The organism is Schleiferilactobacillus perolens DSM 12744, from assembly GCF_001435585.1.
GTDB lineage: Bacteria > Bacillota > Bacilli > Lactobacillales > Lactobacillaceae > Schleiferilactobacillus > Schleiferilactobacillus perolens.
On record NZ_AZEC01000017.1, the window covers coordinates 1 to 25,123 of the forward strand.

Below are 25,123 nucleotides of genomic sequence, written 5' to 3' on the forward strand. Positions count from 1 at the left end.
TCTAACAATTATGGGGCACTTCATTTTGAAGGTATCCACGGAACGATCTTTTTTTGCAGCCGGTCATCGAATGAGTGCCAGCTGACGGTTACACACTGCGTCAGTGAATTGACGATCGTGGTCAATGATGATCATGGTGGCGTCGCTTTTTTGAACACCGGCCAGTAACTGGTCCCGGGTGTCCACATCCAGATAGTTGGTGGGCTCGTCCCAGATCAAGACATTGCCGGGTCTTTGCAACGCGTAAGCCAGCAGCAGTTTCTTTTTCTCGCCCATACTCCATTTTTGCACTGGTACGAGAAAGCGGGGGGCGGGGCATGCCCATTTTGTGCAGCCAATAAAGAATCGTCTGATCCTTCAGGGCATCTGGACCCACGACCGTCATTAGCTTGTCCGGGTCCGCAAAGGTTTGGGGCAGGTAAGAAAATGTGACGCCCTGAGGGACTTGGAAACTGCCTGAGACATCGGTTGCGGGTAATTGACCCAGCAGGGCATGAATCAAACTCGATTTGCCGATGCCATTGGGTCCTTGAATCTGCAATCGGTCTCCGCGCTGTAAGACGAAGCTGACCGGTTGGAAAAGCTGCCGACCAGCTAAATGTACAGCGACCGCATTCGTGCGCAGTACGGTGCTTTCTCGCCAGGGTGTGTAAGGCACACTAAGCGGTTCAACATCGTCCACGTTTTTCAATAAGGCCTCTTTATCCGCAATCGCCGTCGTGTTCCGGCGCTCGATGTTTTTGGCCTTGCGCATCATTTTCGTAGATTTATGACTCACAAATCCACGATCAGCAGCCGCGGAGACTTTTGCTTCTGTTTTGTTCGACCAAGCTTCTCGTTGGCGTTCGGCCACCGTGAGCCGCTTAATTTCTTTTTTAAGCGTACCTTGCTGCTCGGCCTCCCGGGTATCGGTGGCCGTCTTTTCCCGATGCCAGACGCTGTAGTTGCCCTGATATAGAGAGACTTGTTTCTTCTCAATGGCCAGCGTGTGGTCGGTGGTATCGTCAAGGAATGACGGATCGTGGCTGACGACAATGAATCCCTGCTTTTGGCGCAGGTAGCGGGCGGTTTGTGTCCGACCCTGCTCGTCCAAGTGATTCGTCGGTTCATCAATTAAGGCAAAGCCGTCCGGTGCGCTGAACAATTCGGCCAGCAGCACTTTAGTCTGTTCACCGCCAGATAATGTACCGAATGGCTGATCCATGATGGTTAAGGGTAAACCGAGATCTTGCATTTCCACCTGCCACTGCCACGGCTCGGCGGCACTAATGGCCAATAATACGTCACTCACGGCCATTGTGTCCGCGTTGGTCGGTAACGGTTGGGGAAAATAGTGGAATGTCAGGTCCGTGGTGATGGTGCCCTGACTGGCCTGGAGATCACCCATCAGCAGATGCAGCAGGGTGGTTTTGCCCCGGCCGTTGCGACCGACTAAACCCAAGTGCCAGCGGGCGTCAAAGGATACGGATAGATCACTTAGCAAGGGCGTTTCCTGATCGGGATAGCCGAAGGTGAGGTTTTGGATTTGAATGGTACCCATAGTTGAAAACTCCTTTCTGTTCAAATTATTCCCCGGGAAATAATTAGATTATTCCGCTGGCGCTAACTCAATCGGTACGGCTGGGCCGATCTTGGGATCAGTGACCAGTTGCAGCCGGCGCAGCTCCCGTTGCACTGCAGGGGAGCGGAAGTTGCCCTGGGTCACTAACTTGCCATGACTCATCACCAAAATCCGATCGGCTGCCCGGAAGATTTCGTCATTATACCGGTGGGTAATCAACAAGAAACCTTGAGACAGTTGAAACAAGTCATGCTCCAGTGTGGTGGCAATATTCGGGTCCAAACCAGTCGTCAATTCATCAAAGATGAAATAGCGATAACCGCGCAGATAGAGCCGGGCTAAGGCCAGTCGTTGTTTCTCACCCCCGGATAGTTCCGGTCCGCGATCGGACAACGGGGTATCCAAGTCGTGCGTCGTGAACCAATTGGCTAAACCGGCCCGATCCAGCGCCGTGATGATTTGCTTGTCGCTGTACTGGTGGTCAAACAGACTCACGTTTTCGCGGACATTGCCCTGGAAGATGTAGCCGTGTTGTTCCATGATGCCGATGGTACGATAAACGGCCAACCGGTCGATTTGTTTGAGATCAACACCATTGATGGTCATGTGACCGGAGTAACCTTGGACTTCATTGAGCAGCGTCCGCACCAGTGTGGACTTGCCGGAACCGCTGGCGCCCACCAGCAACACTTTTTCTTTAGCCCCCAACCGGAAGGAAACATCTTTCAGAATGGGTTGATCGTCAATCTGAAAGGCTAGGTGCTGCCCCACGATGAATGGATCGGTGGTGGTGAGTTGAGCCATGGTTGTCGTGGGCCGGTCGACTTTTTGTGCCAGCACAGACTGCAACTCGCTGGCAGCTTTGCGGCCACCGTAAAGTTCAGTGAGATACCGAATCATACTCGCCATCGGCCAGTTCAACATGGCGGACAACTGGGAGAAGGCCACAAGTTGGCCCAAGTCCATTTGGCCCTGCTGAACGAACCACGCGCCTAACAACCAAGTACCAAAGTACAGGACGTCGGAAAAAGCGTTGGAAATTCCGCCGATGATCTTTTGAACTTTGACGTCCCGGGTACTGGCATCGGTCAATTCCTGATTAGCCGCCTGATGCCGCCGGAAGAAAATCGGTTGGGACAATGCGTATTGGACCGTGGTGAACCCTTGCAGAAAGTCAGTGATGTGGCTGGTGTAATGATCCAGTTGATCGACAACACCTTCTTTGGCATTCTCCAAGTATTTCTTGGTTAAGAAGGGCAAGATCACGGACGGAATACTCAGCAGGACGATCAAGCCAGTAATAAGCGGATTGATCAGCAAAGTTCCGATTGTCGCGATGACTAACTGGGCGGCATTGTATGCCAGGAATAAGATGATTTGAAAATAGCTTTGTTGGACCAGATCCACCTGTTTCGTCAATTTGGCCACGTAACTGCCAGTCGTGGTGTGGTTGAAGGTGGAGGGATCGAAGTCATCGATGGTCGCAAAAACATCATTGCGAATGCGTTGGGAAATCTTGGTCGGCCAAGCCAAGCTATCATATTGCCACAGTGAATCAATAGCGTTAGAGAGAACCACATAGCCCAGTAACAACCAGATGGCTGTGACAAAGCTCATCTTAATTTTCCCAGTGGCGATATACATGACCCATTGCAAGACGTATGCGTAGAAGGTCATGGTGAATGCGTTGACGAGCGTCAGCACGATGTTGTAAACCAAGTGTTTCCGGTCGTCGGTTAGATAATGTAACATAAAAAAACCTCCCCTGATGCCCATTTACGGCGTCAGGAGAGGTTGCACAAAGACAGTGTTCACTACGGGTATCATCCGCGCTAAAAGACTGCGCCCTTGAGCGGGGGTACCAAAAAAACACACGTCGCAATATCCTGTACGTACGCAAATGAGCTGATATATGCCGCTAAATCGACATATTCAGACAATTGCAATAACCTTGGAAGGTTATGCAAGCAGCGCAATACGTACAGAAATGGACATGTGTTTCACCTCGTTAATATTTGATGACCTAAAGATAGCACACTCTAATCCAGCTTGACAAGCCTTTTAATTTTTTTCTTGCTTGCTGGTCGCTGTATGGGCTTGCCGGACAAAGTGAATAATCAGCGTCACAGCAATAGCACCGGCCACAATCAGGGCAAAAGCTTTGTTGGGAATTTCAATGCCGATCATTGGGATGGCCAGAAACAATTTGACCGCAATAATTGCGATCAAGGCGTAGGCCATGACTTCTAATTCTGGAATTTTGGCCATCAGCGCCATGATGATTTCGGCCACGCCCCGCATACACAGGATGCCAATCATCCCGCCAATTAAGACGACTACTGGATTCTTCGAGACGGCGACGGAAGCCAGGATGGAGTCGATGGAGAAGACGATATCCATGGATTCAATTGAAATGACAACCCGCCAGAATAAGCTGATCCGGTGATGCTTACCCTTAAGCAGTTTGCTTTCGCCGCTACTTTCTGCATCATCAATATGGTGATATCGATCCCAGAAGAAATGGAATGAGAGGTAGGCTAAGTAACCGGCCCCAAGAATTTTGATGAACCAGAAATGGATCAAATAAGTACCCAGACCAATCGCAATGAACCGGAATAGGTAAGCTCCCCAAATTCCGTAGAGCAGGGATTTGCGTTGCAGTTCTTCCGTGGGCAGCGCCTGAGTTTGGGCGGCTAGCACGACGGCATTGTCGACAGACAGCAGACATTCCAGCAAAATGAGGGACAAAATAATCAACCAGTCATTGCCGGACGTAATCACGTGGGCCCAATTGTTCAAATCAAAGAACGGACCATACATGCGTTGTAGTATTGGAAGTTACCCCTTTCTGGAAGCGGTCGTTTCCCTTGGCACGAAAAGAAAGACAATAAAGCCGATGAAGAAAAATATAAACAGAGAACTGGCACCGGTGGTGGAGCGGCCGGTGATCTGCGTCATCACTCCGACTAAGAGCGGCCCAAAAATCGCTGAAAAACGACCAAAAATGTTGTAGAAACCAAAGTACTCACTGGCCTCATGCTTCGGGATCAGCCGCGCATAATGGCTGCGGCTCACCGCTTGGATACCGCCTTGATTCATCCCGATGAGGACGGCTAGGAACCAAAAGCCGGCTTGGCCGCGGAGGAAGTAAGCATATAACGTGATGAAAGCATAGAAACCAATGGCGATTAAGAGCACTGGTCGCGTGCCAATTCTTTGCGCCAAGCGGCCATACAGAATGGAAAACGGCACGGCGATCAATTGGACCATGAGCAGTACGACCATTAGTAAACTGCTGTTGAGACCCAGATCAACTCCGATGGTGGTGGCCATGGTGTAAATCGTATCGACCCCGTCGATGTAGAGAAAGTAGCTTAAAAGGAACAAAGCAACCGGGCGGTTATGCACGATTCGGCCGATGGTGACGCGTACCCGGTGCCAACTGGTGCGGACGGGATGATCCACACTGTCGAGGAAGTAAGTCTGCTGGACATTCCGCCACATGGGGAGGGCAAATACCAGCCACCACAGTGCAGAGAGAAAGAATGAAAAGTGCACGATCATGGTCTGGCTCATCATGCCCAAGCCGTTGGTCAACTCCAGTACCATCACGACGACAAAGGGAATTACGCCGCCCATATAACCCAGTGCAAATCCATTGGCCGATACCCGGTCCATCCGATCGGCAGTGGCCACATCAGTCAGGAAACCGTCGTAAAAAATATTGGCGCCAGAATAACCAATGTTAGAAATGACAAACACGGCTAGCAATACGCCCCACCAACTAGCCGGGACAAACGGCAAAAGGGCTGTACCAATGATGCCTAATGCGCTGAACCGGATGAATAACATCCGTTTATAAGGCTGGTAGTCGGCAATTGCCCCCAGCACTGGCGCCAATAATGCCACGATCAAGGTACTGAACGAGTTGGCATAACCCCAGTAGGCAGTTGAGTTGGCGGCAGAGACGCCAGCTCCGGTCGCCACCGCTTTGAAATAAATCGGCAAAATCGCGGTCACGACCACAATGCCATAGGCGGAGTTGGACCAGTCGTACATCATCCAGCTCTTTTCTTCTTTGGTGAAACGCACTGAACTCGCCCCATTTCTTTTTTCTTTCGTTGTTGTGAATAGTATAACCGAAAGTGTGTGGAATTCGGGTATAATGGCTAATTGAATACGTTTTAACTGGAAAGTGGGAATTGTTAAATGGAAACAATGAAACAAAGAATGTTGAGTGGCAAACTATATAAGGCAGCCGATCCAGAGATTCATGCGGACAGCGCCCGGGGAAAACAATTGGTGTGGGATTTTAACCATATTCCGCCAGCGGAGAAGGACAAGCGGCCAGCGATTCTGAAGGAATTGTTTAAAACAGTGGGTGATAATTACTATATTGAACCGCCATTTTACATCGACTATGGCATCCATACCACGATTGGCGATAATTTTTATGCGAACACCAATTGTGTCTTTTTGGATACCGCACCGATTACGATTGGCAATCGTGTGTACATGGCGCCCAATGTTAGTTTATACACCGCCGGCCACCCCATTGATGCGGCGATTCGCGGTGAGGACTTAGAATATGGCAGACCCATCACGATCGGTAATGATGTGTGGATCGGCGGCGGTACGATTATTAACCCCGGAGTCACCATCGGCAGTGATGTGGTGATCGGGTCGGGTTCCGTGGTGACGAAAGATGTCCCCAGCCATGTGGTGATTGCGGGTAATCCCGCCCGGGTGCTGCGCCCCATCACCGAAAAGGATCAAGCAGTGTGGGCGGCCCAAAAGGCAGAATTTTTAGATTGGCAAGCCCAGACAAAACGGCAGTAAACCCAGGTAGGTTTACTGTTTCTTAAACAATATGCGCTTACATTATTGCAGAATAGTTGCAAGGTGATAGTGATTATTACGTTTTATTTACGGCGATGCATAGCCGTTGCATTTCCTTATGGTCCCCGGTACGATAACAATAAGATGATAGATTAATGAAGTTTGGTACGACGGGGGCGAAAGGAATGAATGCAATGGGAATTCAACAAAGACTCAGACCATTCCTGGCTAGTTTACGGGAAGGGCATGAAAGTTTTGACGTACCGCACTTGCGCTTATCCAAACGGCAATTGCGGGCCGCATTTGCACAGGCAGCGAGTGTTCGGGGAGAATGGCTGACCACGGTGCTGGGTGAGATTCGTGTGCGGTCTGTCCGCTATATTCGGACTTTGACTGGCCAATGGAGCGCCATTCTCACATTGCAATACGTCAATACTGCGCAGGATAATATCCAACCTCTGGCTTTTATCCAAGGCGGCTGGCTGTTGGCTTCCCAAAATCGTACCCCGCTGTCGCTGGAGCGACCAGATAATGAGTTGGTGACAGCGATCGGCAAAGAATACCCGACGTTAAAGGCTATTTGGAAAAATCAGTATCGGCTGATTGCGCCAGGGGGCCGGGTCATTTTTGCTTTGATCGTGCCGCTCGTTGATTTGGCCCCGGTAACCGTCCACTTAGCGGATCACGATGGCGACTTGCGGCAACAGACGTATAACAGCGGCGAATTACTGACGGCCGCATTATTGCAGAATAATCAATCTTAATTAAATTGGACCAGCAACGCCCGTTCCTTTTGCTTCGGTAAAAGGAACGGGTGTTGTTTTACTTTCATGCGAGAAAGCCCGCAGGCATGGCACATCCCCGCATTTCCCCAAAAATGACGACGCAAAAAAGTCATGCTTTCTTTACTGTTTTTTATTTTTTACTCAGGATTTTGTGATAAAGAGCGAAAAAGCGCGTCGTACCAAGGTTTTGGGTAATTTTTCAGAGTATTTTTTATCGGTTTTTTCTTTTGCATATTTGTTCGGTTGAGTGTACGATAAGTATAACTTGAATATATTGGAGGGCTTATCGTGGATTCCACAAACACCATTGAATTAAAAATTCCCATCCATAGCGGTACGGCACAAGTTGCCATTCCGGTGGATGCAACAGAAGATGAATTAAAAACAATCAGTCAAAGCATTTTAAATACGTTGCAAACACTGAAGTCACTCAATCCGGATCTTAATTTGGATGTACCGGCATTGTTTGGTATCAGCGAACCAGCGAAAAAGGCTGCGCCTGTGGTTGCTGAAACTGAAAGCAAAGACGCTTCATTCATGATTTCCCGCAATAACAGTCATGCCAATGCTGCTAAGACGGCTGGCAACTTCTTGCGGAAGTATCGGGAAAATCAGAATGCGGATCGTAAGAGCATTTCTGAAGCGACCGGCATTGCGTATTCCAGCGTCTTCAACTTAGAGAAGGGTAATAGTGTACCTTCTTTAGAGACATTGGCAAAAATTGCGGATGCATATAAGAGCGACGTGAAGGTTACTTTCATCAACCGTAAGTAATTTTTGGGTGAATATCTGAGCTTGAGCAGGCGAGGGACCTTTTTTTCGGGGGTTTGGGCCTGCTCTTTTTTTCCCAACTGGTGGGGTTGGGTATGTTTCTCATGTAAACTGATTAGGCGCCCCTCAGGTATCACCCGACTTAAACGGGCTCCGCCGACCAGGGGCTATGTCATAGGGCAAGGGCGGCAAAACGGGCTCCGCGCCCCAGAAGCTATGAGGTAAGGCAGGGCAGGTGTAAAACTTAAGTGCGAGNTGTCATAGGGCAAGGGCGGCAAAACGGGCTCCGCGCCCCAGAAGCTATGAGGTAAGGCAGGGCAGGTGTAAAACTTAAGTGCGAGTTTTTCACCTGCCCTGCCTTATCTCTACGCTTCTGACCGGGGCGCTGCGCCCTCTGGATACAAAAAAACCATCAGGATTCATCTCATTCCTAATGGCTTTCGTATATTCACGGCTTGCCGTCCGTGAGTATACCCAACGAATATGGGGGGTTCTGTGCGTTTTGCCGACGCTCAGAACGTGTAGACTAGCGCGCGTATCAATCTACACTGTTATTATATGCCGCCTTGAAAGCAGGGGGCAACAAATACGATTGGACAATTAGGAATGCCCGTTAAACGGGCCAAAAGGAGGCATCTGGGATGTCATATGGATATACCACAGTGCCGTCACCGTGGGGTGATTGGTTGGTCGTGAGCAACGACATCGGCGTTGTGTTCGTTGGTTTTCCAGGCAATACGTTGCAGGATTGGCGTGATTTTCGACCGGAATGGCACGATGCAACAGCACGGATACAGGCGGCCGGCGACGCGCAGCCTATTCAAACAGCGTTTCAGGAATACTTTACCGGTGCAGCGACCGCGTTTGCTTTGCCGCTGGCGCCGGTCGGCACCCCATTTCAACAACGGGTGTGGACTGCCTTGCGCCAGGTACCGTATGGGACGACGATTTCCTACAGTGTTCTCGCTGTACAAAGCGGTGCACCCACAGCAGTCCGCGCAGTGGCCCATGCGGTTGCCCGCAATCCGTGGCTGCTGATTGTCCCGTGCCAGCGGGTCTTGCGCCAGGACGGCTCACTAGGCCAATATCGCGGTGGTGCTGTCCTCAAGCAGGCATTATTAAAACATGAAAAAGCATCAGCCCAGTGAGCCAATGCTTTCGTGCCAAAATATTGAGTTAGCGCAGATGCAATTCGTCCAATGCGCGCATGTCTTCCGTGTTAATCGTGAAGCCATCGATATCCTGATTTGCGCGGATATGGTCCGGATTAATGGAGCGCGGTAGCGGCAGCACACCCTTTTGAATGCAATAACGCAGTGCTAATTGGGCGGTACTGACGCCGTAATGATCGGCGACTGCTTGGATATGCTTATTGCCAATCAATCGGCCGGTACCTAACGGTGAATAGGCCTCCACCAGCATGCCATGATCTTGGGCAAACTTGGTGATCTCCGGTTCTGTATAGCCCACTGACCAGTGAATCTGGTTCACCATGGGAGCGACCTGCGCATGATCTAGGATAGCCTGCATGTCCTTTACAGCGAAGTTAGAAATACCAATGGTGCGGGCCCGTCCGGTGCGGTAGATTTCCTCAAAAGCGGACCAAACCGCAATATTTCCCTTGGTGTGATCCGTCCCCCGTTGACCCCAAGGCCAGGGCGCGTGAATCAGATAAAGATCCACGTAACCAATATCCAAATTGGCCATGGATTCGTTAAATGTATCCAGCGCGGCATCATATTCCTTGATTTCTGCTGGCAGCTTCGTGGTGACAAAAATATCTTCCCGCTTGATCCCGGAATCCCGAATCGCCCGGCCCACATCGGCTTCATTACGGTAAGCATAGGCGGTATCAATATGCCGATAACCGATCTTCAATGCTTCAGTCACCGCATTATACGCCTCTTGCCCTGGCTGCACCTGCCAAGTCCCAAACCCAATCTTAGGAATCGCCACACCATTTGCTAGCGTGTAGGTATCCGTTAATATTGCCATAAAAATCACCCCTCAAAATGATGGTAGCACATTCACACGCCCCGTTGGCATATAATGGTTCTAACAGTGATTTTAGAAGATCCATTTATCCGTGAGGTGAGAACAAGGGTAGTGCCAATGCGGAGCAAGCGTAGGTGGCAGGTGGCTCAGCTGTGGAAACCACACAGGGCGCTTTTTGCCCTGATGTGGTTAGGCGTGTTTGAGACCGCGTACTTTGCGGGCTCAAACCGCCGTCACAGCGTTCCAGCCACCTGCCACCGAAGCTTGCGCAGCTTTGGCACGGCTCGGTCCTTTTCCAGAAAGGAAGTACAGCATGCGGAAACTAGTGACAGCTTTGTTAGCGGGCGGCCTATTACTATCGCTAACCGCCTGTCAGCCAACCAACACGGCCAAAGAACACAGCACCAGCCAAAGCACAACAACCAAAGAAAGCCAAAGCAGTGACGCGTCCTCTAGCAGTCAATCCACAGTCGCCAATTTGAGCCCCAAAGCCGCATTGGCTGCGATCAACACCAAAATCGTCCAAGACACCGGCACCACCAACCTCTTAAAAACACCACCCAAAAATGGCTACTGGACAGTGAGTGCCACCACCAGCGGCGATATTCATGTCATCCAATACAAAGAAAGCACCACGAGTGCAGATCTGCAATCGGATGCTTTATCGGAGTGGCAATATCAACTGACTTGGCGGGATTATAACGACGCTGACACGGCCGCTGCCGCAGTCAATGCCGAACCAGTCCAAGACGGACTGCCCACGGTGAATCTGGGTAAGAATATCACGGCGACCAAAGCGGGTGCCGCTACTGCCCACTATTTGCATTGGCAAAATGGCAATTGGGTCGTGACCGTCCAGGACAGTAGTACCAAGGATGAAGCCCAACCGTTGGCAGAAAAAGTCGTCAATGCGTGGCGGGGTGATTCTTTACCTGCTCCCAGTGACAAGGGCGCGGTCACGCTCCTGACACCAGCCACCGATGCGTCCAGTCAACGTTTGGTTTGGAATGATGGAGAACGGCTTTATACCTTTTCCGGCCAAGATCCTCTGGCCACATTGCAGTGGGCCGGCATGCTGGGGACGGTGCAAGGGTCCAGCGATACGCGTGACGCGGGCAATTAACGGCTAGCGCACCGTGTTTTCGTATAATTGGTCTAACCGCACTTCTAAGGCGTGGACATCGACCAGAGAGATCGTGGGAAAATGGTGAAATAGAAATAGCGGGAAATTACTGCGGAAAAACCGATAATTGAGTGTATCCAAAGTTTCCACCTGATCACCGTCTTGATGGTTCAAACACACAATGCCTGTGGGTGCGGCGTACAAATATGTATCAGCATCCAGCCATACGTGAGCGTTATCTGTCGGTGTAAAAAATTTCAATTGCTGCATATGATGACCTCCCCAGTTAGTATACGAACCGGTGTTTGCAAATGCAAGAGCGCGGTCCAATCTTTTTTTCGCAATGAATCGAGTATAGCACGGAGAATTTTTCCCGGATAGATTGTTTTTTGCGGTAGAACGTGTTAAGGGAATGGGCCCCAAAAAGCCGTTAAACAGGCATTTATAGCAATCATTTGTTTTTTAAAGGCAGAAAGGAGAGTCAGCGGATGGCAGAACAAGAACTGGTCATGCCGGATGCCATCTATGCGTCTGTGACCCACACCCAACGGATGCTGGACAGATACCTGACAAAGCGGCTGCGACCGTTAAATTTGACACTGGATAACTATCTCATCGTGTTATTTATTGGCCAGCAAAAAGAGGTTAGCCAGGACTGGCTAGTCCAGCGATTGGCGATTACCGCCAGTGTGGTCACGCGACGTTTAAATACGCTGCAGAAGCAGGCGCTGATCAACAAGACAGCTAACCCAGATGATCGGCGCGGCTGGCTTTTGCGGTTATCCCCTGCTGGTCGGGCTGTTTATCAGCAATTGGTCCAGACGTTACTTGCGGGGCACCGGGAGTTGCGTTATGGGCTTACGGATCAACAATTAGTCACTTTTTATGCCATGCTCCGGCAAATTGAAATCAATACCGACCGCGCCGCTAAAGGCTAACCCACGAAAATATCACAATTGGAATAAATTTGATCCGCTTGTTCCTTTGCTTCTTCGCTTCTTTAAGTTAAACTCTAAGCAAATGGTATTTTGGAAAGGAATGGTCACATGGCCGATACAAAAGTACGCGTACAAGATGACTTGTTTGAATACGTCAACGGTGATTGGGAAAAACAGGCAAAAATTCCCGATGATGAATCCTCAACAGGCGGTTTTAATGATTTAGCCCGTGAAGTTGAAAAGAAAATGATGGGTGAATTTGCTGCCATGGCAGACGGTAAGGAAGAAATTCCAGACAAATATTTTGCCCAAGCGATCACGTTGTATAAACAGGCCTTGGATTTTGACACCCGGGATGCCGCCGGCATTAAACCGATCTTGCCGCGGTTGGCCAAGATTCAATCCTACCAAACACTGGCTGATTACACCGCCGACTTCAGTGCGTTACAGAAGGGCTTGTATCCGGCCCCGTTCAGTTCTGGTGTCAGTCCGGATATGAAAGACACCAGCAAGAATGCTTATTCTGTGGCTGGTATCGGCACCATCTTGCCTGACACGACTTATTATCAAGAGGGCAACAAACAAGCGGCCACATTGCTGGCCGCCTGGGAAAAGATGGCCCGGGGCATCATCGCCCAAACACCATTGTCCGCTGATGAACAAGATCAGTATGTTAAAGACACACTGGCCTTCGATAAAGAAGTCGCTAAACACATCAAGAGTCGGGAAGAGTGGGCAGACTATCCAGCCGCATATAACCCGACGCCGACAGCAGAAGTCGCTAAACAACTGGCCCCGTTTGACTTTGAAGGGCTCTTGAAAGACATCCTTCCGGCGGTGCCGGACAAAGTGATCGTAGAGGAACCGCGTTTCTTCAAAGAATTCAACCAGCTGTTCAACGAAGCCAATTATCCGCTGTTTATCCACTGGGCTTATGTGCAAGAATTGCTCGGATCTACAGCTTATTTAAGCAATCAGCTGCGGATCGACGGTGGGGCGTTTGGCCGGGCCATGACCGGTCGGCCGCAAGCCGCCAGTCCAGAAAAGCATGCCTATCGGGTGGCTAATAGCCGCTTCAGCGAGCCCGTCGGCATCTATTATGGCCGTAAGTATTTTGGTGAAAAGGCGAAGGCCGATGTCACTGAAATGGTCGAAGATATGATTGAGACCTATAAGGAACGTCTAGGCAGTAATGACTGGTTATCTCAGTCCACCAAAGATAAAGCCATCGTGAAGTTGAATAAGATGGTCCTGAAGATGGGTTACCCGGATCATCCCAAGGCCGTCTACGATCGTTTCCATGTGGATGCTAAAAAGAGTTTGTTTGAAAATATCATGGCGTTGAATGAAGCCGGCGATGAATACAACCGTGAGCAATTGACTCAGCCGGTGGATCGGACAGAATGGAATATGCCGGGCCACTTAGTCAATGCCAGTTATGATCCGAACCGCAACGATATTACCTTCCCAGCAGCCATTTTGCAGGCGCCGTTCTACAGTCTGCAACAAAGCCGCAGTGAAAACCTGGGTGGTATCGGCGCCGTCATTGCCCACGAAATCAGTCATGGCTTCGATAACAACGGGGCTAAGTTCGATGAATTCGGGAACATGAAGAACTGGTGGCAAGAGGCTGACTTCAAGAAGTTCAAGGAACTGACCCAAGGCATGATTGATGAATTTGACGGTCTGAAAGTCGCCGGCGGTACCGTGAACGGCAAGCAGATCGTCAGTGAAAATATCGCTGACGATGGTGGTTTGTCTGCGGCATTGGCTACGGCCAAGAAGGACCCCAATGTGGATCTGGAGGCCTTCTTCTTGAACTGGGGCCGCATTTGGCGAGAAAAGGCCCGGAAAGAATATGCCCAATTCATTTTGGCTATTGATGTCCATGCGCCGAACAAACTGCGGGCTAATATTCAGGTCCAAAACCAAGCCGACTGGTACACGACATTTAATGTACAGCCAGGCGATGGAATGTACAAAGAACCAGCTAAACGCGTTGTGATCTGGTAATCGAATGACGTGAAACAAATAGGACCGGAATCTTTTTTGGGATTCCGGTCCTATTTGAGTGGAATTAATGCAACACGCATACCATGATTTCGATATCCGTATCTGCGAACAGTTCTTGGATGAAGCCAGCACTATCCGACCAATTCAACCGGTCGATCCCGGCGCCAATGCGCGGAATGGCCAGCCGCTTTTCGCCATGGGCGAGCAAAGCCCGCTTCAACGCACGCAGAGAATCTTCAAAGTCGCTGCGGTCCGGGAGTTGCGCGGAACTGCCCTTACTGATGAGATTGTAAATCACTCGGCCATCGTCACTGACATAGCGAACGGCGTCTCCCACCACCGGTTGCGCGGCCAATACCGCTGCGGGCATCTCGGGATACCGATGGCGGAAAGTCCAGGCAATGCCGCCGCCCATCCCAGCATCGGCGGCCACACAGTGGGCAAATACGTAAGTGGGGTCGGAATCGAACAGGTCTTGTACTTCTTCGTGATAATTCAATGCAATCACCTCTGTATCGTAAGCGTAGCACATTATGTTCCACGTGGAACTGAAAACTTTTCGTGTAGCCGTGCCAAAGCTACGCAAGCTACGGTGGCAGGGGGCTGGAACGCTGTGACGGCGGTTTGAGCCCGCAAAGTGCGCGGTCTCAAACACGCCTAACCACATCCGCGGCAAAGTGCGCCGCGGTGTGGTTTCCACAGCTGAGCCCCCTGCCACCTTCGCTTGCTCCGCATTGGCACTACATCCCACATCCATCAGAGTTCAAAGCCTTATACCACGTTGCCTAACCTGTCAACTGCGTTCTCCACATAAAAAACTCCTGCCGTGGGAGGTCGGCAGGAGTTAACGTGGGGAGATAACATTCAATGAAGAGCAGACAGGCACGAGCAGTTACGCCTTCGCTGATTTACCAGTGCGACCGAGAATGAAGGAAACGATCAGCACCAGCAGAACAGCACCAAGGATCGAGGGAATGATGGCCATTCCTGCCAGTTGCGGGCCCCAAGAGCTGAGCAGTGCTTGACCAAGCCAAGCGCCGACAAGTCCGGCAATGATGTTGCCGATCCAGCCTCCAGGAATGGAACGGCCCGTGATGGCCCCGGCAATCACGCCGATGATGGCGCCAACGAGTAATGTCCACAACCAATGTAGCATAGCAATCTTCCTTTCTAGTATGTACTGTGCGTCGACTACTATTTAAGTGTAGCGGACTGCACCGGAATTCAGCAACATAGCGTTTTGACGGCACTAGAACGGTCTTTTTCCGCCGCTGCCAAGCGGTCGAACAAATTTGTCACATAAATCGTGACTTATCAATAAGAAAGTTGTCACACTACCAGAGTCCCTCAGTAAACCGGTATAATAGCAGCAACATAACCATATGGAGGGATTTATCATGCCGCTTTTAGCGATTTTGATTGATGTGATCACGCTGGGAGTTTATTTTTTGACGTTGAATTCTGGGGCGACACGGATGGGTATTTTTCCCTTGGCCGTACAAATCATTGCCACCATTGTGCTGCTACTCATGACGATTGCGTATCAAGGACGCCGGCGAGTGCGCTATCACGTGAGCGACGATAGTGGCTACTATCGGCCATTCACGTTCCGTTTCGCCATTGTGGTGGGTTCTCTGCTTGTCAATGGGGTGGTGGCTTTCCTATATTGGCTCAGCTTCAGCGGTGGCAATAACTTAATCATGCAGTTCTATGGCTGATGCAAGAAGTTTTGCAGGTTCTTGGTGAGCTGGGCGGCTAAGGCGAGCGGAGTTAATCCCCGCAAAGCGGCCAATTGGGTTAATAACCCGGCCATGAAGGCGTCATAATCCTGGTTGGTGGTGATTGGGTGCCGACTAGCCCAGTGGATCGATTCCCAGCCATCAGATTCCAGTAATAATCGGTCCAGTGGGACAGCAGCAGCCAGTCGATTCACGACCGGATCGAGTCCCAGAGACGGTCCAACCGAAAAATAAGTATCCAGGCGCAAATACTCTGGCAGCCACTGATCACTGTCATACCAGTGGATGTAGTAGCGGTTCGGAAACTGCCGAATGGTCTCGAGGATTTCGTGTTCGACACCCTTAGTATGCAAGATGACCGGCTTGTGCCAATCCCGGGCCCAGGCCAGTTGCTCCACAAAGACCGGCCGCTGCTGGCTCAGGGAATTCTTCGTCCAAACGGCATCCAATCCAATTTCGCCGATGACCGGTACCTGTTGCAGGATCGGCCGCATTTTACCGGCTGTTAAATGATCAGCGTCCCAGGGATGGACCCCGGCGGAGAGGGTGATTCCTTGATCGGGGTGGCGGGATTGCCATTTTTGCAGGAGTGCAAATTCTGCGGGAGTTTGGCTGTTGACGATGCCTTGCACGCCGGTGGCCGCTAGATGGGTCAAAAAGCTCAGATTATCAGCGCTGTGGAAATGACTATCGATCACTCGGAATACCTTCTTTCTGGACAAAAATATTGAAACGTGTAGTCTCGATAACAAAGGAGGCGATGACCCGTGGAAAGTATTGCCTTAGTCATCGTATTATTGGCCGCACTGATGATTCCATTGGTGATGGCCCGCTTACATATTACCAACATTCCTACAGCGGTGGCCGAAATCATTGTCGGTATCGTCCTGGGGCCGAGTCTGTTGGGAATCGTGCAGACGAATACAACGCTGAATCAACTGAGCAGTCTAGGGGTTATCGTCTTGATCTTCCTCTCGGGGATGGAAATTGATTTCTCGCTCTTTCGACGACAAAAGAGGCCAGACAACCAGCCTGGACCGGTCAGTGTGGCGCTATTGTCATACGCCAGCGTGATTGTGATGGCCCTATTGGCCAGTGAACTATTAAAAATCACCGGCCTTTTCGGTCATCCTATCTTCGCGACGATCATTTTTTCCACCGTCGCATTGGGGGTGGTAATTGCGGCACTGAAGGAAAAAGAGTTGCTATCCAAGCCCTTTGGTCAAACGATGCTGCTGATTGCGGCTTTGGGCGAAGTGGTGCCGTTATTGGCCCTCACCATTTACTCAGCATTGGTCCATCCAACGGACAAAAGCATTTGGTTGTTACTGCTAATCTTTTTGGTAGCCATTATTCTGCTCTTGCGTTTTCGCCGGCCTTATCAGTGGTTTGCCCAAATTGATAAAAGTACGACCCAGTTGGATATTCGCCTAGCCTTTTTTCTGATTGTGACCCTGGTAGCCGTGGCCGCCCAAGTTGGCGCAGAATCCATTCTGGGTGCTTTTCTTGCCGGGATCGTGATGAAGTTATTACATCCCCGGGAAGAAACGCAGAACAAGCTGACGAGTATCGGCTATGGGTTCTTCATTCCCATTTTCTTCATCATGACTGGCGTCAGAATTAATTTGCGGACCTTATTGGCTGATCCGGCCAGCTGGCAGCTGATCCCGCTGCTCTTGGTTGGTTTCCTATTAGCCAAGGTCTTGCTTTGGCCGATCCTGCGGCGCCGATTCCAGCCGCGCAACGCCATCGCCGGGGCTTTCCTGATTTCGACCACAATCACTTTGGTGGTACCGGCCGTGAGCGTGGGGCGCAACCTCGGCATCGTCACCAGTCAGCAAGCCGGCGCTTTTACCCTGGCGGCGGTCATTACCTGTCTGGGTGCACCGATCTTGTTTAATACATTATACGTGAAGGAGAAGGAAGATTATCAGAAAACGGTGGTGCACTTCATTGGCGCCAACATTTTGACGGTCCCCATCGCTCAGCAATTGACGAAGGGTCTGTACGATATCACGCTGTACACCGATGATACTACCCGCTATAAGACCTACAACTCCGAAGCCAATGTTCAATTTTTAGATGAATTCACGGCAGAAAAGCTGACAGCAGCCCACGCTTTTCAAGCTGACATTGTGGTGTTGGGCTATTTCGATCATGACAAAAACTATCAATTGGCGCAGTGGGCCATTGCGGCCCAAGTACCGCGGGTGATTGCCCGGTTTGAAAACAAGGACATCCAAAGCGATGAATACGATCAGTTGACCGCCCAGGGTGTGGAGATCTTTAACACACTGGAGGCCAATATTTCACTATTACGGGCATTGATCGAATCGCCAGCCACAGTTCGAATTCTTTCTGATACCACGGCTGGCATCTATGAAATCGTAGTGCGTAATCGCCGGTTTACAGGGTTGGCCATCAAGAACCTGCCGTTCATTGACCAAATTACGATCAGCCAGATTTACCGCGACCACGAATTTGTGGCGCCCCATGGCGATACCCAGATTCAATTGGGCGATCACATTATCTTCACCGGGGCCAAGGACGCTGTGGGAGAGATTCGGCGGCAAGTGGAACGGCTGAATTAAACCATCACATTTTCTTCGCAGGGATTCACTGAAAGTGGGGAAAATGGTGACAGAGACGCAACAAAAGGGGCATATTTTCGTCATGCTTTCCCGGTAGTATTAATACCATCAAGAACGGAAAGAGATGACGCGATGAGCGATGATAAACAAAGCATGAGCGGTTGGTTTCTAGAGCCATCGCTGACGACTTTCTAGGCAACACACCAACAACCTAACCAGACTTTTCTTCATGATGATTTTCCTCTCCGATAATCATTTTTAACCGCTGTCCTCCTCCTCGGACGGCGGTTTTTTCTGCTATGATGGGAGTCAATCGATTATTTATAAAGTGGGTGTCAGCGTGACCATGACCAAGACCAGAGCCATTCTGTTTGCAAATTTTTGTATCAATATGGGAATCGGTTTGATCATGCCCATTACCACACTGTATATTCACCAAGACCTGCACGAGAGTCTGGTGGTGGCGGGTAGTACATTGATGGGGTTCTCACTGGCCATGACGGTGGGGAATTTATTTGCTGGGTGGCTTTTTGACCACTGGCAGCCTCGCCAAGTTTTGATAGTGGGTAATACCCTCACAGTGGCGGCGCTGCTCACGTTGACCTTTATTCATGGGTGGCCGGTATTTGTTGGCCTTGTGGTGGCTTATGGGTTGGGGTTAGGCCTGCTCAATGCCGCTATGAATGGTTACATTGCGTATCAACAACGGATCGATGCCAATATTTTTAATCAAGGTTACTGGATCGCCAGTGTCGGCATGGGAATTGCGACCGCCAGCAGTGGCTTCCTGTATCACCAAGGCATCCAATGGGTGTTTGGCGGGGCGGCGCTGCTTTTTATCTTGACGTTTGCTGTCATTGGCGGGCTGTTTCAGCCAATTGTGCGACCACCGCGTCCGAATGCTAAGCAGCCGCGCGTGCCGCTAACCCCGCAGGTATCACGGAATGTGACCGTTGTGAGTGTCATGCTAGTTATTATCTGGATCGGCTACGAACAGTGGAATAGTAATGTGTCGGTCTTGATGCTGCGGGAAGGAGTTAGTGTGGAGAAATATAGCCTGCTGTTCACCATCAATACTGGCTTGATTGTACTGATTCAACCAATTGTCACCCGGCTGATCCAACCGAGCTGGCGCAGTGATTTATGGAAAGTAATTAGCGGGGCCTTACTATTTGGTGTGTCATATTTGGTCATCATCAATGCGGATGCCTATTGGCGCTTTGTGGTGGGCATGACTGTTGTGACAATGGGTGAAATCCTGGCCTTGACAGCGGCGCCTTCGTTAATGAACCGGTTTGCCACGGACCGCAATCGCGGCATGATCCAATCGCTGGCGAGCTTGTCGGGGTCGCTTGGTCGCTCGATCGGCCCCGTGGTCGGCAGTGCGCTAATCACGCTAGTGAACTATAACTGGACATTCTTAATACTCTTTGTCCTGCATGTTGTGGGAATCGTTGGTTTGCTGACGATACGTCGGGCACGTGCTTAACCTTTTGGTAATCCATTTCTTGATTTGGACTGAAAAAGGTGACAAAAGGACAACATCAGCACCGCACAATCGTCACATTTTCCCAGTAGTATATACAATATCAACAGGAAAGAGGCGAAGCGATGAGCGATTATCAACGCGGTTTCAGCGGCTGGTTTCTAGAGCCATCGCTGGATGCCCGCGAGACATACCAACAATAGACTTCAACCAACTTTTCTTCATGATTTTTCCTCCCAATATCTAAATTTATCCCACTATTACCTCCCCGATAGTGGGATTTTTTTGTCTCATTTTTGCAACAGATGGGCCGTTTCCTGATTTGGTTTGTTACAATGCAATTGGTTGCCAAGTGGTTACAGTGCCGTTCAGGGGGGAATGGTATTGTGACTTTGTCACCCTATTGCCGGTGAACCAGACTTTACTGGCCCTTCTCAAACACTTTTGTGCATATCCAGGGTAGTGACTTGCCCTGTGTGCCCGGTTTGTGTCAACGCACTGTTGTGTTGGCCGGTTGATATGTACATTAAAAACCACGAATGATGTCCAACTCACTCTCGCCTGAGAGCTATTAAATTGAGGGTGGCATATCATGCGTGGTTTTTTTAGAAGAGAGGGCGCAGCCAAGCGGTTAGAAGCGTAGGCGCAAGAGCGCAGGCGCAGAAAACCCGTACTTAGGTTTTATGTGCCTGCGCTCTTGCGTCCTAGCTTCTGCTTGGCTGCGCCCGTCTAAGAAGAGGAGTAGAGAGGCAGAAAACCCGTACTTAGGTTTTATGCCTGCCCGCTCTTATCTCCTAGCCTCTGGTCCGCGCAGCCCGTTTAAGAAGAGTGGAGACCTAGACGCGGCTCACAAAGCGCAGCACACCATGACGGCCTGGCAACCCAGTATAAATATCAGCCAAACTGCGAGGAACGGTTTGACAGACATTGGTACAGTGCTTTAAAACCAAGTAGAAGGGGTAGGTGGGATTACTATGAGTAAAATCGATCCAATCATTAAGGAGTTCCGCACGAATAAGGGCATTGAGACTCGACAGGTCTATGAGGGCATTATGTCGCGCGCCAATTATTTCCGGTTTGAAAAGGGCACCATTGATACCTCTGCAGAAAACTTGATGGAGATGCTGCGTCGTTTAAACATTATGATTGGTGAGTTTGCTAACGTCTACGTGGGGATGGATGAGTCAGTCAGTGCGAAGACCACGGCGAAAATCGTGCAGTTGATGAACAACGGGACGATTCATCAGCGCGCCACGCCGTTTATTGAAGCGGCCCGGTTGGCGGAGCACAGTTATGCCCAGACACACTATTTTGGTGACCACAATACAGCACTGATTGCGAGTGTTTTTGCCGATTACTATGCGCATGACAAACGAATTGTGAACAGTCAGCCGCAGTTAGCTCAATTGACTGGTTTCTTGAAGGAAGCTGAAACATGGTACGGTTATGAGGTCACACTATTATTCAACATTTTGCCTGTGTTAACAGTCAAACAGTTAACCATCCTTTTGCCCACCTATTTGAAACGAGTCAATAAATTAGTCCAGTTTGAGGCAGGCAATACGATTCCCACTAGAGGGGACATGCTGCAGCAGGCCTTTGAACCAGTGATCAATGAGCAGAATATTGAAGTGTATCGCCGCTTGTTGGCTGATTTCAATAAAGAGGAATTACAGGAGCGCTACATGTATCCACGATTGATGCGCACCATTTTTAATGCGTTCTTGAATTATACTGATAGCCACGATCCCACCACACTGAAGTGTGTCGATACGTTGTTGGATATGCTCAAAACTTTAGATATGCCGATCTATCGCGAACAGACTGCCCTGGAAATTCAACGATTACGGGCTTGGCTGGCTCCGGAAACACTGTCCCATGTGCAGAAAAAGTCGGCCAAGGCATAATGTTTCACGGGAAACATAAGTCTGCGCCGCCTATTGAGCTCGTCAAAGCTTAACCACTGGCTAATCGTGATACACTGACTCTCTGAGAGGACGTGATCACGATGAATCCATGGCAAAAAGTCTTTATAAATTTGGCGCATCATTACGGCCGCCAAAATTGGTGGCAAAACAATCGCTTAGAGGATTGGCTGATGATGATCCTCGTTCAGCGGACCAATGCGCGCAACGTGGCTTTGGCGGTGCAGAATTTGCAGGATGTCATGAGTCTGGACCAATTATTGGCCTTAACGCCTGCTGAACTAGAGGACCGAGTGCACCCGGCCCGGTTCTATAAACAAAAAGCCATCCGTATTCGCACCGCCTTAGAGTGGCTGGCTAATGCGGGTGGCGATTTTTCTGTCATTAGTCAGCACCCGGCAGCTGAACTGCGGTCGCAATTATTGACATTACCCGGCATCGGCCCGGAAACTGCGGATGTGATGTTGCTCTATACTTTTGACAAACCGACTTTTGTAGCCGACGAATACGCCCGCCGGTTGAGCGCCAGACTAGGGTTGGGCGACTACAAAACATATACGACGATGTATACCGCCATGGCGCCCTTTGCCGCGACATTGAGCCTGGATGATGCCCGGGAACTGCATGCCTTGATTGATGAGCACGGTAAAACTCAAACCCGGCATCCCTATGATGACAAATTCTTACTTCAAGATACCGTGTCAGTCGATCAGTGGCCCGCCCAAGCGGTATTACAGGATGGGCCGCGGGGAGAACCGCGTGTGACAAAGTAGTTGTGATAGAGTGGTCCATATTTGCAGCGGGATGGAAGCATAGCAATTTGGGTAAGGACACATCAGAAAATAAAACGGTTGCATTAGTGCCTGAATTATTCGAAAATAAACAATAAGCACAAGCGTCGTGGCTAAGGATTATTTTGGGGGGATTTCTATGGCAAAATTAGAGGAGATTAGCGCTGCCAAGGTAAAGCTTGGTTATCCAGCCGATACGAGTCGCGTGGTATACGCGCAAACTGATGATATGGTGGGTAGGGGGTTCGGGATTGTGGTGGCGGCGTTGTCCAACCCGATGTTCTATCTGAGCTTCGAGGAAGACGGCTTATTGATGCTGGAATGTACACCACTGTATAAATTAACAGGGAAACATATTCTGATCGGCAAGGAGCAAATTAAGTCGCTTCATTTCGAAAAGGAAAAGTTCCATTTATTTGGTATGACGAATGGTCATTCACCCTTGGCTAACGACGCACTCATGGTGGAGAACAACGATGGCGATGTGGCCAACATTGCCGTCTGGAAACGACTAGTAGGCTTTAGCTGGGTGAAGCAAAACCACGACAATGTGGTGCAATTGCTGAATCAGGGTAAGATTCATTATGGTGCGTGAACAAACCACTATTAATTGAAAAATGCCTCCACATTGGATGGTTTATTTTGACCAACAATGAAGGGGCATATTTATTTTCACGGAAATCAATTCTACGACTTCTTATTTTTATCCAGCGACGTATTCTTATGCACAATATCGCTAAACCGTGCCTCGCCATCCACCGCATCGACCGCTTTTTCCAGCCGTCGCAACCCAGCCTTAGCCATCGGCAGTTCAACCAGATCCTTAGTGGCATTCACTAATTCGATCTCGTCGGCGACGGAGTCTTTCAGCGGCCGCGGATTGGTTTCATCCAAAGCTCGGACAACCACCGGTTTCATCGGGCCGCGTTGCAGCAGATCCAGTGTTGTATCGTAATCAATGCCATATGCATCGGCTAAGTCTAAGGTTTCGCGAATCCCAGCCTCAGCGGCCATGATGCCGACATTGGTGATCAGTTTAAGCTTGGCGCCGTTGCCTAATGGGCCGACATAGTCCACCGTCCCAAAGACAGACAGGATTGGCTTAACCTGGTCAAAAATAGTCTTATTGCCACCCACGATCAAGACCAGCGAAGCCTCCCGAGCATAGCGGACACCGCCGATAATTGGTGAGTCCAATAAATGCGTATCGGGTGGCATTGTTTTATGAATGGCCTCAATTTTTTCGGGATCTAATGTGGAAGTCACAATTAAGGTACTTCCTGGTTGCAGATAGGCTGTGATCCCTTTTTCGTCGTCACTGCCAATATGCAGGGCCGGTACGTCAGATGACATCACCGAGGTGATAATCACTTTTGACGCGCGCACCGCGTCCGCTAAAGAGTCAGCGACGGTGACGTGATCACCAGCAATCGCCGCGGCTTTTTTAGGATCTTTATCCCAAATGACAACATCATACCCCGCAGCCGCCAAGTGGGGTACCATTTGCGTGCCCATATAACCAATGCCAATAAATGTGACGTGCATATCACTCACTCCTCTGCTTGACCAGACACCCGGGTGAGACTCACCGTTAATACATTGGCGGGTGTGGTGTTGTAATCAGCTAGAATACCCTTCACGATACCCTGAGAAGGGCCATGGGTAGTTGTTGTTTCATGATAATTTTGAATCCAAGTACTGACGGCATTGAAGCCGAATTCGAATCCTTCGAAGACTTGCATGTATGCCGACGAACGCGGATCAGTGGTCACGATTGTAATCTTAGTGACTCGCCCACCAGCAATTTGCATGGTGAGATTGATCAAACCATCGTCAAAAAACGTGACATTCCCGTCTGCCGCTGTTTTTGGTAACTGGTACTTAGCGATCCGCATGTTGTCGTTATAAACCCGCTGGACATACTGATAACTCCCCAAATCCCCTTGCATTGGGTGCACTCCTCTCTTGAACGTTCCAGTTAGTCAAGCGACCGGCCAGAACGCAACAGAGTGATCATTGATCGATCACTCTGCCGTTAGTTTACATGCTTTTGGGAGAAAGAAGAATTAATTTGCTCAAACGAAGAAAGCGGTGTCAAGAAAAATCTTTGTATTCATTCGGTAGAATAATTCTCTGCAGGAAGGATGATTATTAATCACCGATAAACTAAATGGCTCAGATGGAAGTAAGTTCGCTTTGGGTCGTTGGTTGTAAAATAATACGTGAAAAGGATGTGTTGAAGTGATGACCCGAATAAATTCTGGACGGATCAGTGTGCGTATTGATCCCAAGCTGAAGGCTGAAGGGAGGCAGCATTAAGGGCGCTAGGCTATACCACCGATACAATCATCACGATGCCGTATCAGTCGCTGGTTCGTAACAAAGCAATTCCGCGCGACATGACTGCGTTGGATCCGCTGGATATAGCTACTGAGAAGGCACATGAGCAAATTGCTCGTGGTGAATATGATGAATTTGCTGATCTGGACGCTTTCCGCAAGGATCTCTATCAACATCACAAAAATGAGGCAGACTGAAATACTGGGTGGCACACTTTCTTCACAGC

Annotated in this window: 25 protein-coding genes; 14 read left to right on the forward strand and 11 right to left on the reverse strand. The window is 49.9% G+C overall.

Features of this window, described 5'->3' with window-relative positions; genetic code table 11:
- Window positions 1-121: 121 nt before the first annotated feature.
- The 4 genes from FD09_RS13400 to FD09_RS13415 form a co-directional block, all read right to left on the reverse strand.
- Entirely contained in the window at window positions 122-1,540 is a 1,419-nt protein-coding gene (locus FD09_RS13400; RefSeq protein WP_057822203.1) for an ATP-binding cassette domain-containing protein, read from the reverse strand.
- 48 nt (window positions 1,541-1,588) lie between these two features.
- Window positions 1,589-3,313 (reverse strand): ABC transporter ATP-binding protein, encoded by a 1,725-nt coding sequence (locus FD09_RS13405; RefSeq protein ID WP_057822204.1) that lies wholly within the window; start codon window positions 3,311-3,313, stop codon window positions 1,589-1,591.
- Between the two features lie 309 nt (window positions 3,314-3,622).
- On the reverse strand, window positions 3,623-4,381 hold the full coding sequence (locus FD09_RS13410) for a TerC family protein (RefSeq protein ID WP_057822205.1): 759 nt from the start codon (window positions 4,379-4,381) through the stop codon (window positions 3,623-3,625).
- An 18-nt stretch (window positions 4,382-4,399) separates the two neighbouring features.
- Complete coding sequence (locus FD09_RS13415; protein ID WP_057822206.1) at window positions 4,400-5,653, reverse strand: MFS transporter; 1,254 nt, start codon at window positions 5,651-5,653, stop codon at window positions 4,400-4,402.
- Window positions 5,654-5,770: 117 nt separating this feature from the next.
- On the opposite strand from FD09_RS13415, the gene FD09_RS13420 reads away from it, so the two are divergent.
- From FD09_RS13420 to FD09_RS13435, 4 genes are all read left to right on the forward strand, one after another.
- Window positions 5,771-6,400, forward strand: a complete 630-nt coding sequence (locus tag FD09_RS13420) for a sugar O-acetyltransferase (RefSeq protein ID WP_057822207.1) — start codon at window positions 5,771-5,773, stop codon at window positions 6,398-6,400.
- Window positions 6,401-6,555: 155 nt separating this feature from the next.
- Window positions 6,556-7,164, forward strand: a complete 609-nt coding sequence (locus FD09_RS13425; protein ID WP_057822208.1) for a hypothetical protein — start codon at window positions 6,556-6,558, stop codon at window positions 7,162-7,164.
- A gap of 309 nt (window positions 7,165-7,473) precedes the next feature.
- Window positions 7,474-7,959, forward strand: coding sequence for a helix-turn-helix domain-containing protein (locus FD09_RS13430; RefSeq protein WP_057822209.1), 486 nt, complete (start codon window positions 7,474-7,476; stop codon window positions 7,957-7,959).
- A 638-nt stretch (window positions 7,960-8,597) separates the two neighbouring features.
- On the forward strand, window positions 8,598-9,104 hold the full coding sequence (locus FD09_RS13435; protein ID WP_057822210.1) for a methylated-DNA--[protein]-cysteine S-methyltransferase: 507 nt from the start codon (window positions 8,598-8,600) through the stop codon (window positions 9,102-9,104).
- 28 nt (window positions 9,105-9,132) lie between these two features.
- Here FD09_RS13435 and FD09_RS13440 read toward each other — a convergent pair whose 3' ends face one another.
- The gene (locus FD09_RS13440) at window positions 9,133-9,951 is read right to left on the reverse strand and encodes an aldo/keto reductase (RefSeq protein ID WP_057822211.1); all 819 of its coding nucleotides are present in this window, start codon (window positions 9,949-9,951) and stop codon (window positions 9,133-9,135) included.
- A 313-nt stretch (window positions 9,952-10,264) separates the two neighbouring features.
- On the opposite strand from FD09_RS13440, the gene FD09_RS13445 reads away from it, so the two are divergent.
- On the forward strand, window positions 10,265-11,074 hold the full coding sequence (locus FD09_RS13445) for a hypothetical protein (protein WP_057822212.1): 810 nt from the start codon (window positions 10,265-10,267) through the stop codon (window positions 11,072-11,074).
- Window positions 11,075-11,077: 3 nt separating this feature from the next.
- On the opposite strand, the gene FD09_RS13450 is transcribed toward FD09_RS13445, so the two are convergent.
- Window positions 11,078-11,344: a hypothetical protein gene (locus tag FD09_RS13450; protein ID WP_057822213.1), complete on the reverse strand. Its 267-nt coding sequence runs from the start codon at window positions 11,342-11,344 to the stop codon at window positions 11,078-11,080.
- A 218-nt stretch (window positions 11,345-11,562) separates the two neighbouring features.
- On the opposite strand from FD09_RS13450, the gene FD09_RS13455 reads away from it, so the two are divergent.
- Window positions 11,563-12,012 carry a MarR family winged helix-turn-helix transcriptional regulator gene (locus tag FD09_RS13455; RefSeq protein ID WP_057822214.1) on the forward strand — a complete coding sequence of 150 codons (450 nt, stop codon included), beginning with the start codon at window positions 11,563-11,565 and terminating at the stop codon, window positions 12,010-12,012.
- Window positions 12,013-12,120: 108 nt separating this feature from the next.
- Window positions 12,121-14,025, forward strand: coding sequence for a M13 family metallopeptidase (locus tag FD09_RS13460; RefSeq protein WP_057822215.1), 1,905 nt, complete (start codon window positions 12,121-12,123; stop codon window positions 14,023-14,025).
- 64 nt (window positions 14,026-14,089) lie between these two features.
- Here the strand turns inward: FD09_RS13460 and FD09_RS16395 are convergent, their stop codons facing one another.
- Entirely contained in the window at window positions 14,090-14,524 is a 435-nt protein-coding gene (locus FD09_RS16395) for a macro domain-containing protein (protein ID WP_157053833.1), read from the reverse strand.
- A 393-nt stretch (window positions 14,525-14,917) separates the two neighbouring features.
- The gene (locus FD09_RS13470) at window positions 14,918-15,181 is read right to left on the reverse strand and encodes a GlsB/YeaQ/YmgE family stress response membrane protein (protein WP_057822217.1); all 264 of its coding nucleotides are present in this window, start codon (window positions 15,179-15,181) and stop codon (window positions 14,918-14,920) included.
- A 241-nt stretch (window positions 15,182-15,422) separates the two neighbouring features.
- Here FD09_RS13470 and FD09_RS13475 point away from each other — a divergent pair, with 241 nt between their 5' ends.
- Window positions 15,423-15,743, forward strand: coding sequence for a hypothetical protein (locus tag FD09_RS13475; RefSeq protein ID WP_057822218.1), 321 nt, complete (start codon window positions 15,423-15,425; stop codon window positions 15,741-15,743).
- Here the strand turns inward: FD09_RS13475 and FD09_RS13480 are convergent.
- Window positions 15,734-16,462: a TatD family hydrolase gene (locus tag FD09_RS13480; protein ID WP_057822219.1), complete on the reverse strand. Its 729-nt coding sequence runs from the start codon at window positions 16,460-16,462 to the stop codon at window positions 15,734-15,736. The two genes, FD09_RS13475 and FD09_RS13480, sit on opposite strands and share 10 nt — an antisense overlap.
- Before the next feature lie 69 nt (window positions 16,463-16,531).
- Here FD09_RS13480 and FD09_RS13485 point away from each other — a divergent pair, with 69 nt between their 5' ends.
- The 5 genes from FD09_RS13485 to FD09_RS13505 all read left to right on the forward strand — a co-directional run bounded on the left by FD09_RS13485 (window position 16,532) and on the right by FD09_RS13505 (window position 23,152).
- Window positions 16,532-18,355: a cation:proton antiporter domain-containing protein gene (locus FD09_RS13485; protein WP_057822220.1), complete on the forward strand. Its 1,824-nt coding sequence runs from the start codon at window positions 16,532-16,534 to the stop codon at window positions 18,353-18,355.
- Between the two features lie 346 nt (window positions 18,356-18,701).
- Window positions 18,702-19,844: an MFS transporter gene (locus FD09_RS13490; protein ID WP_083487953.1), complete on the forward strand. Its 1,143-nt coding sequence runs from the start codon at window positions 18,702-18,704 to the stop codon at window positions 19,842-19,844.
- 971 nt (window positions 19,845-20,815) lie between these two features.
- Window positions 20,816-21,748, forward strand: a complete 933-nt coding sequence (locus FD09_RS13495) for a helix-turn-helix domain-containing protein (RefSeq protein WP_057822221.1) — start codon at window positions 20,816-20,818, stop codon at window positions 21,746-21,748.
- Window positions 21,749-21,849: 101 nt separating this feature from the next.
- Window positions 21,850-22,539, forward strand: coding sequence for an endonuclease III domain-containing protein (locus tag FD09_RS13500; protein WP_057822222.1), 690 nt, complete (start codon window positions 21,850-21,852; stop codon window positions 22,537-22,539).
- A 157-nt stretch (window positions 22,540-22,696) separates the two neighbouring features.
- Complete coding sequence (locus FD09_RS13505; protein WP_057822223.1) at window positions 22,697-23,152, forward strand: hypothetical protein; 456 nt, start codon at window positions 22,697-22,699, stop codon at window positions 23,150-23,152.
- 92 nt (window positions 23,153-23,244) lie between these two features.
- Here FD09_RS13505 and FD09_RS13510 read toward each other — a convergent pair whose 3' ends face one another.
- Both FD09_RS13510 and FD09_RS13515 read right to left on the reverse strand, forming a co-directional pair.
- Entirely contained in the window at window positions 23,245-24,102 is an 858-nt protein-coding gene (locus FD09_RS13510; RefSeq protein ID WP_057822224.1) for an NAD(P)-dependent oxidoreductase, read from the reverse strand.
- A 5-nt stretch (window positions 24,103-24,107) separates the two neighbouring features.
- Complete coding sequence (locus tag FD09_RS13515; protein ID WP_057822225.1) at window positions 24,108-24,506, reverse strand: hypothetical protein; 399 nt, start codon at window positions 24,504-24,506, stop codon at window positions 24,108-24,110.
- 405 nt (window positions 24,507-24,911) lie between these two features.
- Between FD09_RS13515 and FD09_RS13520 the strand changes: the two genes are divergently transcribed.
- Entirely contained in the window at window positions 24,912-25,094 is a 183-nt protein-coding gene (locus tag FD09_RS13520) for a hypothetical protein (protein ID WP_057822226.1), read from the forward strand.
- Window positions 25,095-25,123 lie beyond the last annotated feature (29 nt).

Bases quoted from the DNA above. Each gene is read 5' to 3' on its own strand.
- FD09_RS13520 (WP_057822226.1), top strand. From the start codon at position 24,912: ATGCCGTATCAGTCGCTGGTTCGTAACAAAGCAATTCCGCGCGACATG.
- FD09_RS13420 (WP_057822207.1), top strand. From the start codon at position 5,771: ATGGAAACAATGAAACAAAGAATGTTGAGTGGCAAACTATATAAGGCA.
- FD09_RS13505 (WP_057822223.1), top strand. From the start codon at position 22,697: ATGGCAAAATTAGAGGAGATTAGCGCTGCCAAGGTAAAGCTTGGTTAT.
- FD09_RS13455 (WP_057822214.1), top strand. From the start codon at position 11,563: ATGGCAGAACAAGAACTGGTCATGCCGGATGCCATCTATGCGTCTGTG.
- FD09_RS13475 (WP_057822218.1), top strand. From the start codon at position 15,423: ATGCCGCTTTTAGCGATTTTGATTGATGTGATCACGCTGGGAGTTTAT.
- FD09_RS13425 (WP_057822208.1), top strand. From the start codon at position 6,556: ATGAAGTTTGGTACGACGGGGGCGAAAGGAATGAATGCAATGGGAATT.
- FD09_RS13495 (WP_057822221.1), top strand. From the start codon at position 20,816: ATGAGTAAAATCGATCCAATCATTAAGGAGTTCCGCACGAATAAGGGC.
- FD09_RS13405 (WP_057822204.1), bottom strand. From the start codon at position 3,313: ATGTTACATTATCTAACCGACGACCGGAAACACTTGGTTTACAACATC.
- FD09_RS13500 (WP_057822222.1), top strand. From the start codon at position 21,850: ATGAATCCATGGCAAAAAGTCTTTATAAATTTGGCGCATCATTACGGC.
- FD09_RS13400 (WP_057822203.1), bottom strand. From the start codon at position 1,540: ATGGGTACCATTCAAATCCAAAACCTCACCTTCGGCTATCCCGATCAG.
- FD09_RS13510 (WP_057822224.1), bottom strand. From the start codon at position 24,102: ATGCACGTCACATTTATTGGCATTGGTTATATGGGCACGCAAATGGTA.
- FD09_RS13515 (WP_057822225.1), bottom strand. From the start codon at position 24,506: ATGCAAGGGGATTTGGGGAGTTATCAGTATGTCCAGCGGGTTTATAAC.
- FD09_RS13460 (WP_057822215.1), top strand. From the start codon at position 12,121: ATGGCCGATACAAAAGTACGCGTACAAGATGACTTGTTTGAATACGTC.
- FD09_RS13490 (WP_083487953.1), top strand. From the start codon at position 18,702: ATGACCAAGACCAGAGCCATTCTGTTTGCAAATTTTTGTATCAATATG.
- FD09_RS13445 (WP_057822212.1), top strand. From the start codon at position 10,265: ATGCGGAAACTAGTGACAGCTTTGTTAGCGGGCGGCCTATTACTATCG.
- FD09_RS13440 (WP_057822211.1), bottom strand. From the start codon at position 9,951: ATGGCAATATTAACGGATACCTACACGCTAGCAAATGGTGTGGCGATT.
- FD09_RS13435 (WP_057822210.1), top strand. From the start codon at position 8,598: ATGTCATATGGATATACCACAGTGCCGTCACCGTGGGGTGATTGGTTG.
- FD09_RS13470 (WP_057822217.1), bottom strand. From the start codon at position 15,181: ATGCTACATTGGTTGTGGACATTACTCGTTGGCGCCATCATCGGCGTG.
- FD09_RS13410 (WP_057822205.1), bottom strand. From the start codon at position 4,381: ATGTATGGTCCGTTCTTTGATTTGAACAATTGGGCCCACGTGATTACG.
- FD09_RS13450 (WP_057822213.1), bottom strand. From the start codon at position 11,344: ATGCAGCAATTGAAATTTTTTACACCGACAGATAACGCTCACGTATGG.